At 63.4% G+C, this 9,142-nt stretch carries 11 protein-coding genes and 1 pseudogene; 9 read left to right on the top strand and 3 right to left on the bottom strand.

The window, feature by feature from the left end:
* The 9 genes from dnaK to EN906_RS12925 all read left to right on the top strand — a co-directional run.
* Window positions 1-1,369 (top strand): molecular chaperone DnaK (gene dnaK, locus EN906_RS12965; protein ID WP_127375205.1); only part of this gene is annotated, 1,369 nt, incomplete at its 5' end.
* Between the two features lie 213 nt (window positions 1,370-1,582).
* Window positions 1,583-2,713: a molecular chaperone DnaJ gene (gene dnaJ / locus EN906_RS12960; protein ID WP_013528587.1), complete on the top strand. Its 1,131-nt coding sequence runs from the start codon at window positions 1,583-1,585 to the stop codon at window positions 2,711-2,713.
* A 167-nt stretch (window positions 2,714-2,880) separates the two neighbouring features.
* Window positions 2,881-3,486, top strand: coding sequence for a phospholipid N-methyltransferase PmtA (gene pmtA, locus EN906_RS12955; protein WP_023810874.1), 606 nt, complete (start codon window positions 2,881-2,883; stop codon window positions 3,484-3,486).
* 288 nt (window positions 3,487-3,774) lie between these two features.
* The gene (locus EN906_RS12950) at window positions 3,775-4,371 is read left to right on the top strand and encodes an NADPH-dependent FMN reductase (RefSeq protein WP_127266740.1); all 597 of its coding nucleotides are present in this window, start codon (window positions 3,775-3,777) and stop codon (window positions 4,369-4,371) included.
* Window positions 4,368-5,081: an orotidine-5'-phosphate decarboxylase gene (pyrF, locus tag EN906_RS12945; RefSeq protein WP_164748777.1), complete on the top strand. Its 714-nt coding sequence runs from the start codon at window positions 4,368-4,370 to the stop codon at window positions 5,079-5,081. The genes EN906_RS12950 and pyrF overlap by 4 nt, the downstream gene beginning before the upstream one ends.
* 32 nt (window positions 5,082-5,113) lie before the next feature.
* On the top strand, window positions 5,114-5,401 hold the full coding sequence (locus EN906_RS12940) for a DUF1330 domain-containing protein (protein WP_023762651.1): 288 nt from the start codon (window positions 5,114-5,116) through the stop codon (window positions 5,399-5,401).
* 258 nt (window positions 5,402-5,659) lie between these two features.
* Entirely contained in the window at window positions 5,660-5,980 is a 321-nt protein-coding gene (locus EN906_RS12935) for a helix-turn-helix domain-containing protein (RefSeq protein ID WP_127266739.1), read from the top strand.
* Entirely contained in the window at window positions 5,977-6,441 is a 465-nt protein-coding gene (locus EN906_RS12930) for an SRPBCC family protein (protein WP_127266738.1), read from the top strand. The genes EN906_RS12935 and EN906_RS12930 overlap by 4 nt, the downstream gene beginning before the upstream one ends.
* 41 nt (window positions 6,442-6,482) lie before the next feature.
* Window positions 6,483-6,896 carry a GFA family protein gene (locus tag EN906_RS12925; RefSeq protein ID WP_127266737.1) on the top strand — a complete coding sequence of 138 codons (414 nt, stop codon included), beginning with the start codon at window positions 6,483-6,485 and terminating at the stop codon, window positions 6,894-6,896.
* A 40-nt stretch (window positions 6,897-6,936) separates the two neighbouring features.
* Here EN906_RS12925 and EN906_RS12920 read toward each other — a convergent pair whose 3' ends face one another.
* From EN906_RS12920 to EN906_RS38245, 3 genes and pseudogenes are all read right to left on the bottom strand, one after another.
* Window positions 6,937-8,010 (bottom strand): D-alanine:D-lactate ligase-like protein, encoded by a 1,074-nt coding sequence (locus tag EN906_RS12920; protein WP_127266736.1) that lies wholly within the window; start codon window positions 8,008-8,010, stop codon window positions 6,937-6,939.
* 127 nt (window positions 8,011-8,137) lie between these two features.
* Entirely contained in the window at window positions 8,138-9,019 is an 882-nt protein-coding gene (locus EN906_RS12915; protein WP_127266735.1) for an SMP-30/gluconolactonase/LRE family protein, read from the bottom strand.
* Window positions 9,016-9,142: pseudogene (locus EN906_RS38245) on the bottom strand (2-dehydro-3-deoxy-6-phosphogalactonate aldolase); the annotation flags it as partial. The pseudogene EN906_RS38245 and the gene EN906_RS12915, both read right to left, overlap by 4 nt.

Below are 9,142 nucleotides of genomic sequence, written 5' to 3'. Positions count from 1 at the left end.
GAAGGAAGGCAAGACCATTGCCGTCTATGACCTTGGCGGCGGCACGTTCGACATTTCGGTGCTCGAAATCGGCGACGGCGTGTTCGAGGTCAAGTCGACCAATGGCGACACCTTCCTCGGCGGCGAGGATTTCGACATGCGCCTGGTCGAATATCTGGCGGCCGAGTTCAAGAAGGAACAGGGCATCGACCTGAAGAACGACAAGCTTGCCCTGCAGCGCCTCAAGGAGGCGGCTGAAAAGGCCAAGATCGAGCTGTCGTCGACCACCCAGACCGAAATCAACCTGCCCTTCATCACCGCCGACGCGACCGGGCCGAAGCACCTGACGCTGAAGCTGACGCGCGCCAAGTTCGAGCAGCTGGTCGACGACCTGGTCCAGCGCACGATTGCCCCTTGCAAGGCGGCATTGAAGGATGCCGGCCTGAAGGCCGGCGAGATCGACGAAGTCGTCCTGGTCGGCGGCATGACCCGCATGCCCAAGATCCAGGAGATCGTGAAGCAGTTCTTCGGCAAGGAGCCGCACAAGGGCGTCAATCCGGATGAAGTCGTTGCTCTCGGCGCCGCCATCCAGGCCGGCGTGCTGCAGGGCGACGTCAAGGACGTGCTGTTGCTCGACGTGACGCCGCTGTCGCTCGGCATCGAGACGCTGGGTGGCGTGTTCACCCGCCTGATCGAACGCAACACGACGATCCCGACCAAGAAGAGCCAGGTGTTCTCGACGGCCGAGGACTCACAGTCGGCCGTGACCATCCGGGTCTTCCAGGGTGAGCGCGAAATGGCCGCCGACAACAAGGCGCTCGGCCAGTTCGACCTGGTCGGCATCCCGCCGGCGCCGCGCGGCGTGCCGCAGATCGAGGTCACCTTCGACATCGACGCCAACGGCATCGTCAACGTTTCGGCCAAGGACAAGGGCACCGGCAAGGAACACCAGATCCGCATCCAGGCATCGGGCGGTCTTTCGGACGCCGACATCGAGAAGATGGTCAAGGACGCCGAGGCCAACGCCGAGACCGACAAGAAGCGGCGGGCGCTGGTCGAGGCCCGCAACCAGGCCGAAGCGCTGCTGCATTCCTCGGAGAAGTCACTGAAGGAATATGGCGACAAGGTTTCGGAAGGCGAGCGCACGGCGATCTCCGACGCGATCGCGGCGCTGAAGACCGCGACCGAAGGCGACGACCCGGCCGACATCGAAGCCAAGAGCCAGGCGCTTGCCGAGGCTTCGATGAAGCTTGGCCAGGCCATGTACGAGGCTTCGCAGAAGGAAGCGGCGGAAGCCGACGCCAAGGCGGACGCCGCCAAGGACAGTGACGTTGTCGACGCCGATTTCGAGGAAATCGACGAGGATGACGACAAGAAGAAGTCGGCCTGAACCGTTTGACGGCAAGGTAAAGCGAAAAGCCCGGCGAAGGCCGGGCTTTTTTGCAACCCCTTGCAGAAAAACAGCGGGCCTTGCTGAAAAAATGCAGGCAAAGCCGCGTCGACACTGGCATCCCCCTTCCATCGCACCTAAATCGAAGCGTCAGTGCCGGCAAAGAGACGCAACAATGCTTCAAGACGTTGAGCATCCGGACAGCGGGAAAAAATGAAAGCTGATTTCTACGAGACGCTGGGCGTCCAAAAAGGCGCCGACGAGAAGGAGCTCAAGAGCGCTTTCCGCAAGCTCGCCATGCAGTTCCATCCCGACCGCAACCCCGGCGATCATTCCTGCGAGCACAAGTTCAAGGAAATCAACGAAGCCTACGAGACGCTGAAAGACCCGCAGAAGCGCGCGGCCTACGACCGCTTTGGCCACGCCGCCTTCGAACAGGGCGGCATGAATGGCGGCGCGCAAGGTTTTGGCGCCGGCGGTTTCGCCGATATCTTCGAGGACATTTTCGGCGACATGATGGGCGGGCGCCAGCGCCGTTCGTCGGGCGGCCGCGAACGCGGCGCCGACCTGCGCTACAACATGGAAATCACCCTGGAAGAGGCTTTTGCCGGCAAGACCGCGCAGATCCGGGTGCCGGCGTCGATCTCCTGCTCTGAATGTTCGGGCAGCGGCGCCAAGCCCGGCACCCAGCCCGTCACCTGCTCGATGTGCAACGGCCACGGCAAGGTGCGCGCCACGCAAGGTTTCTTCTCGATCGAACGGACCTGCCCGCAATGCCAGGGCCGCGGCCAGACAATCAAGGATCCGTGCCCGAAATGCGCCGGCCAGGGCCGCGTCACCGAGGAGCGTTCGCTGTCGGTCAACATCCCGGCCGGCATCGAGGACGGCACCCGCATCCGCCTTGCCAATGAGGGCGAAGCCGGCCTGCGCGGCGGGCCATCGGGCGACCTCTATATTTTCCTGGCGGTCAAACCGCACGAGTTCTTCCAACGCGACGGCGCCGACCTGTATTGCAAGGTGCCGATCTCGATGACGACGGCAGCCCTTGGCGGCTCCTTCGAGGTGACGACGCTGGACGGCACGCAGACAAAGGTCAAGGTGACCGAGGGCACGCAGAACGGGCGCCAGTTCCGTCTCAAGGGCAAGGGCATGCCTGTGCTGCGTCAGCCCAATGTCGGCGACCTCTACATCCAGACCGCGGTCGAGACGCCGCAGAACCTGACCCGCCGCCAGCGTGAGCTGCTGGAGGAGTTCGAACAGCTCTCCTCGCAGGACAATTCGCCCCAATCGAGCGGCTTTTTTGCCCGCATGAAGGATTTTTTCGAGTCCTTTGGCGAACGTTGATGCACTTTGGCCAGCCTAAGCCGATTTGCAACGCGTAAATCCTTGAATCGCGTCACCCCTTGAGACGCGACGAAAATTATCTTATCCACGACATGCGTCCGGCCGCGCCTTGCCTAGCACCGCTCAGGTGCTAAGTAACTTTGCGGGAAGCGCTGAGGAGAGCTTGCATGACACGTGGCCCTGGACTGCGGAAGGCGCTTGTCGAAAAGTTCGACGACGAACTCAAATTCTTCAAGGGCTGGATCGACAAGCCGAAGGCGGTTGGTTCGATCGTGCCCACCAGTTCGGTCACCGCGCGCAAAATGGCCTCGATCGTCAATCCTAAATCCGGCCTGCCGGTGCTTGAGGTCGGCCCCGGTACCGGCGTGATCACCCGCGCCATCCTCGCTCAGGGCGTGCGGCCCGAAAACCTCTACGCGGTCGAGTATTCCGCGGATTTCGTCCGTCATCTGCGGCGGCTCTATCCCGGCGTCAACGTCATCGAGGGCGATGCCTTCAATCTCAACGCCACGCTTGGCGACAAGAGCGGGATGATCTTCGATTCCGTCGTTTCCGGCGTGCCGCTGCTCAACTTCCCGGTCGCCCAGCGCATTGCCTATATCGAGAGCCTGCTCGACCGCATCCCGGCCGGACGGCCGATCGTGCAGCTGACCTACGGCCCGATGTCGCCGATCCCGGCCGGCCGTGGCAATTATACGGTCAAGCATTTCGATTTCATCCTTCGCAACATCCCGCCGACCCAGCTGTGGATCTACCGCCGCGAAGCGCATTAGTTTCTCGGAGCGGAACCGCTCGGCGACTCGCGCAAACTCTATGACTTCGTCATCCACGGGCGGAGCAAGGAGCGCAGCGACGCAGCGCAGACCCGAGGATCCATGCCGCGACTTCCGAGTGCACGCCACGGCGCAGAGTTCTGTTCCGCCGCACTCTACGGTCAAGGTCACGGAATGGATCCCAGGGTCTCCGCGACGGAGCTTCGCTCCTGCTTCGCCCAGGGATGACGAAGTTGGCGTTGATTTGCTCGATCCTTGGCTGTACCTGTCCGGGAGCAAGGGTGGCCAATGGCAGTGATCCCGAAAATCCTCGTCTTCGCCGGCTCGGTGCGCAGCGGCGCCTATAGCGGCAGGACGGCCGACGTGGCGCAGAAGGAACTTGCCATGCAAGGCGCCGAGGTGACCCGCATCTCGCTTGCCGACTATCCCTTGCCGATCCTGGACGAGGATCTGGAAAAGGAAAAAGGCGTTCCCGAAAACGCCCAGAAACTCGGCCGTCTGGTGATCGCCCATGACGGGCTGCTGATCGCCACGCCCGAATATAACGGCTCCATTCCGCCGCTGCTCAAGAACACGATCGACTGGGTGAGCCGGGTGCGCAGGGATGGCGGGCGGCCGGTGAGGCCACTTGCCGGCAAGGTCGTTGGCCTCTGTTCGTCCTCCAGCGGGCACTTTGCCGGCATCCGCTGCATCAACCATCTGCGCGCCGTGTTGGTACGTTGCCAGATGGAGGTGGTGACGCCGGAATGCTCGGTGCCCGAGGGTGGCAGCGCCTTCGACGAGGACGGCAATTTCCGTGACGAAAGACTGTACAAATCGATGGAGCATCTATGCCGCACGCTGATCGAAACCTCGCGCATGCTGTCCACCCGGATAGAGACATGATTGCCAGCACCTTGCAGGCCCAATCCATGCAGGAAAGGCTGATCGTCGGCCTCGACGTGCCGACAGTGAGAGAAGCCGAGCAGGCGGTGCGCGAACTCGACGGCGTCGTCTCCTTCTACAAGATCGGCTACCAGCTTGCCTTCGCCGGCGGGCTCGATTTCGCCAGGGAACTGACCAGCGGCGGCACCAAGGTCTTCCTCGACATGAAGCTGCTCGACATCGACCACACGGTGGCCAAGGGCGTCGAGAACATCGTCAAGATGGGCATGACCATGCTGACCATCCACGCCTATCCCAAGGCGATGGCGGCGGCGGTGGAAGCAGCGCGCGGCAGCGACCTTTGCCTGCTTGCCGTCAGCGTGCTGACCTCGATGGACGAGCAGGACATGATCGATGTCGGTTACGAGTACGACCCGCATACGCTGGTGCTGCGGCGCTCGGAACAGGCGCTGCATGCCGGCATGGGCGGCATCGTCTGCTCGGCCGCGGAGGCCGAGGCGGTGCGCCGCATCGTCGGACCCGACATGGCGGTGGTGACACCCGGCATCCGGCCGGCGGGCAGCGACCATGGCGACCAGAAGCGCGTCGTGACGCCGGGCCAGGCGATCCGCAACGGCGCCAGCCACCTCGTCGTCGGCCGGCCGATCATTGCTGCGGACAACAAACGGGAAGCGGCCGAAGCCATCCTCGACGAGATGCGCTCGGCCTGAGATTTCCAAGAACAAGTTCGGAGACCAAGAAAATGCCCAAGGGATACTGGATCGCCCGTGTCGATGTGCGCGACGCGGAAGGCTACAAGGACTATGTCGCCGCCGCCAAGCCTGCCTTCGAGCGCTTCGGTGCGAAGTTCCTGGCGCGCGGCGGCGAGCATGAAAAGGCCGAAGGCCCCGGCCGGGCACGCAACGTCATCATAGAGTTCGAATCGCTCGCCGCCGCGCATGATTGCTACCATTCGCCGGAATACCAGCGCGCCGTCGCCATCCGTCAGAAGGTCGCCGACGGCGAAATCGTCCTGGTCGAGGGCGCCTGATGTCCTTGCAAGCATAGTTCCGAAGAAGTCATTCCGGTTTTCGCCGGAGATCATTGCTCAAAATCGGATAAAGCCTGGCGGCGTTTGAAGCCCCGCAGGCGCATTTTACATATCTTTGCTCCGCGATTTCACGGTCATCTGCCTGGCGCAGTTGCCGGGTGCGGAGCCGTGCCGACGAGCGGTCATTCACGCGGGTCGGATCGCCGGTTGACATGCAGGTATTTACCTGCATATTGTGCCTACAACAAGGTGAGGCAGATGGACGCCGACAAGATTTTCAAAGCGCTGGGCGATCCGACACGCAGAAGGCTGCTTGACCTTCTGTGCGAGCAGAACGGGCAGACGCTCAGTCAGCTTTGCGACCATCTGGACATGGCCAGGCAATCCGCCACCCAGCACCTCGACCTGCTGGAGGCGGCCAATCTGGTGAGCACGGTCAAGCGCGGCCGCGAAAAGCTGCATTTCATCAATCCCGTGCCGCTGCACGAAGTCTACGAGCGCTGGGTACGGAAATTCGAACGGCAGCGGCTCAGCCTGCTGCACGACCTGAAGCAAGAACTCGAAGGAGAAGACCGATGACCAGGGAAACGACCAGCTTTGTCTACGTGACCTATATCCGCTCAACGCCGCAGAAGGTGTTCGAGGCCATAATCAAGCCCGAGATCGCGAAGCGCTACTGGGGCCACGAGAACGTCTCCGAATGGACGCCGGGCTCGAAATGGGAACATATCCGCGCCAATGACGAACAGACCGTAGAGCTCGTCGGCGAGGTCGTCGAGATTTCGCCGCCGACCCGCCTTGTCATCACCTGGGCGAATGCTTCGCAGGCCGACGATCCGTCGAAAACCAGCCGGGTGACGTTCGCCATCGAGGAATACGACACCATGGTGCGGCTGACCGTCAGCCATGACGAGCTCGAAGCCGGCAGCGGCATGGCGAAAGGCGTCAGCCAGGGCTGGCCGGCGGTGCTGTCGAGCCTGAAATCCTTCCTCGAAACCGGCAGCGGCATCGACATTTTCGCCAAGCCGAAATCGGCCTGATGTTGCGACCTCAAGCAGAATCAGGCCCGTGGAGAATGACAATGACCAAGCGTTATACCGGCGGCTGCGCATGCGGCGCGATCCGCTACGAAACCAATGACGAGCCGATCTTCCAGAACCACTGCCAGTGCAGCGATTGCCAGAAGCGCTCAGGCACCGGCCACGGATCCTACCTGACCTTCGGCCAGCGTGCCGATATGGCCATCACCGGGGAGGTGAGCACCTGGCGCGTGGCGGGCGCCAGCGGCAACGAAAAAATCCACACCTTCTGTCCAACCTGCGGAACGCCGGTCTTTCTGATACCCGTCGCCATGCCCGAGCTGATAGTGGTCCACGCGGCCAGCCTCGACGATCCGGAACAGTTCAGCCCGCAGATGGTGACCTACACGAGCCACGGCCATGCCTGGGACAAGATGGATCCGTCCTTGCAGGCGGTCGAGCGAATGCCGCAGTGAAACGCGTCCGCCCGTCGGCCCGCGATCTGCCCTCGCGCCTTCAGGCGCGATGCTCTTGGCCGATCAGCCGGCTCGCCGCTGTCTTGGCCATGGCGTCGGCCAGCTCGAGGCCCCATTGCTGGCGGCAATAGGCGCGGAAATCGAAGCAGGGCAGGCCGGGGCAGACCTCGAACTCGATGAGGTGGACGGTGTCGTCGGCCTCGACCCTGAGATCGATGGAAAACACATCGCGCAGGCCGAGCCCGCCCATCAGCCGCTCGGCGATCGCGCGAATCCTGGTGTCGGCGGCCGGCTGGCTGTCGGCAACCGCGACGAGTTCCGGCTCGGCGTAATGTCCCGCCGCTTTCGCTGCCTCCCCGGTGTCGCCGTAGAGCGCCAGGCTGTCGGCCATGGTCTGGAAATCGGCGCCTGAATCGACAAAAGCCACGCCAAGGGCTTCGACCCCGGCGCCAGGCACCAGGCCGAGGAAACTGGCGCGCACATTGCGGCCGGCGACATAGGGCTGGACGACGACATCGTCGCGATAGGCCGAAAAGACGCGCCGGCTAAGCTCCAGCGCATGGCCGAGGTCGGCCACACGCGAGTCCGGCCAGATACCGATCTTGGCGCCGAGCCGATTGGGCTTGACGAACCAGCCGGCGGGCGAGGCCGGCGGCTCGACCAGCCATTGGCCGTCGCGCGCGAGCCCGGCCTGCGGCACCGGCATGCCGAGTGCGCCGAGCACGGCTCCGGAGCGGAACTTGTCCTGACAGAGCGCGAACAGCGCATCATCTGCGCCGACCGTCTTGAAACCGCCCAATCGCGCCAGAGCGGGCGCCGCGCCGCCGCGGAAATAGGCGATGCCGTCGGTCAGCGTCCAGACCAGCGTCGTGCTGGGGTGCTCCTCGGCGAGCACCGTTGCGGCGTCGTCCAGCGCCACTGGCGCAAACGACAGGCCGCGTGCCTGGCAGGCGCGTTCAAGCGCCTCGAATTCAGGAGCGAGATCGGTAGACTGCGCCAGATAGGACGCGATTTCGGCGGCGCGCTGCGGTGCATGACCGTCGGCGACCAGACGGTCGAAACAAGCCTTCTCCGGCTCATGGACGAGGATCAGTCTTGGCTGGCGGCTCGGCATGAGATGAACGTTCCCCGGCAGTGCGATTGCCTACCATCGCACGGTCGAGGCGTCAGGCTCTCGCGAAACCGACACGGCGCGGGCGGTTGCGTGACAACGCACCGTCCGACCGCAGAATCCAGTTCGTTCAGGCGATCAGCACGCGCGGCTCGAAGCGGCCGTTGACGGGAATATCGAGCAGAAAGGTCATGCCGCCCTGCAGATCCAGCAGACGCTGCTTCTCATCCTTGCCCGACCAGGCGGAGGTGACCGCCAGCCGGTCAGCCTTGGCGCCGACAAAGGCCGGGCAGGATGGCTGCGTCACCGGCATGGCGACCGTGCGGACGAGCTTGCCGTCGGGTCCATAGGCTTCGATGACGCTGCCGCCCCAGACGGCATTCCACAGGATGCCGTCGCGGTCGAGCACGGATCCGTCGATATAGCCCTTGGCCGAGCGGTGATCGACGAACAGCTTTGGCTCACCGGCAGGCAGGCCGGTCGCCGGGTCGCAGGCGACGCGCATCAAAAGCCCGGTCGAGGTGTCGGTGTAGTAGGCGATTGCGCCATCCTCGGTAAAACAGATCGAATTGGAGACGGTGATGTCCGAAAACAGCCGGCGCAGTTCGCCTCTGAAAAACCAGTAGATCGAACCGGCGCCTTTTTCCTCGCCCTTGCCCATGGTGCCCATCCACAAGGCGCCGCAGGGGTGGACCCGGGAATCGTTGGAGCGTGTGACCGGATTGTCGGCCTCGACAGGCGTGTGCAGCGTCAGTTTGCCGGTCGCGACATCACGGACATAAAGGCCGGTTTCGGCGGCGATAAGCTGGCGCTTGTCGTCGATGACGGCGATGGCGCTCGCCATTTGGCCAAGCTCATGGACGGTGGCCGCGCCGCCGGACAGTTGCTTTTGCAGAAGCTGACCGTTGACGATGTCGAACCAGTAGAGCGTATCGGTGGCGGGATCGTAGCTCGGCCCCTCGCCGAGCTGGCAGACGTGATCGGAAAAAACCGTAACGATCGCTTCGCTCATCCTGCTTCTCCGAACACCGCATCCCAGGCCACGACGGCAGCATGTGCACGCGCGGCCACCTCGTCGACGCTCATGCCCGGCTTGAACAGGCTGGAGCCCAGTCCAAAGGCGGTCACGCCGGCC

Source organism: Mesorhizobium sp. M7A.F.Ca.CA.004.06.1.1, assembly GCF_003999135.1.
GTDB lineage: Bacteria > Pseudomonadota > Alphaproteobacteria > Rhizobiales > Rhizobiaceae > Mesorhizobium.
Note: the sequence above shows the minus strand (reverse complement) of the source record. Positions and strands in the feature narration are given on the sequence as shown.

Excerpts from the sequence above, each read along its gene's own strand:
- EN906_RS12920 (WP_127266736.1), bottom strand. The coding sequence starts at position 8,010 with ATGCCGAGCCGCCAGCCAAGACTGATCCTCGTCCATGAGCCGGAGAAG.
- EN906_RS12925 (WP_127266737.1), top strand. The coding sequence starts at position 6,483 with ATGACCAAGCGTTATACCGGCGGCTGCGCATGCGGCGCGATCCGCTAC.
- EN906_RS12930 (WP_127266738.1), top strand. The coding sequence starts at position 5,977 with ATGACCAGGGAAACGACCAGCTTTGTCTACGTGACCTATATCCGCTCA.
- dnaJ (WP_013528587.1), top strand. The coding sequence starts at position 1,583 with ATGAAAGCTGATTTCTACGAGACGCTGGGCGTCCAAAAAGGCGCCGAC.
- pmtA (WP_023810874.1), top strand. The coding sequence starts at position 2,881 with ATGACACGTGGCCCTGGACTGCGGAAGGCGCTTGTCGAAAAGTTCGAC.
- EN906_RS12950 (WP_127266740.1), top strand. The coding sequence starts at position 3,775 with ATGGCAGTGATCCCGAAAATCCTCGTCTTCGCCGGCTCGGTGCGCAGC.
- pyrF (WP_164748777.1), top strand. The coding sequence starts at position 4,368 with ATGATTGCCAGCACCTTGCAGGCCCAATCCATGCAGGAAAGGCTGATC.
- EN906_RS12915 (WP_127266735.1), bottom strand. The coding sequence starts at position 9,019 with ATGAGCGAAGCGATCGTTACGGTTTTTTCCGATCACGTCTGCCAGCTC.
- EN906_RS12940 (WP_023762651.1), top strand. The coding sequence starts at position 5,114 with ATGCCCAAGGGATACTGGATCGCCCGTGTCGATGTGCGCGACGCGGAA.
- EN906_RS12935 (WP_127266739.1), top strand. The coding sequence starts at position 5,660 with ATGGACGCCGACAAGATTTTCAAAGCGCTGGGCGATCCGACACGCAGA.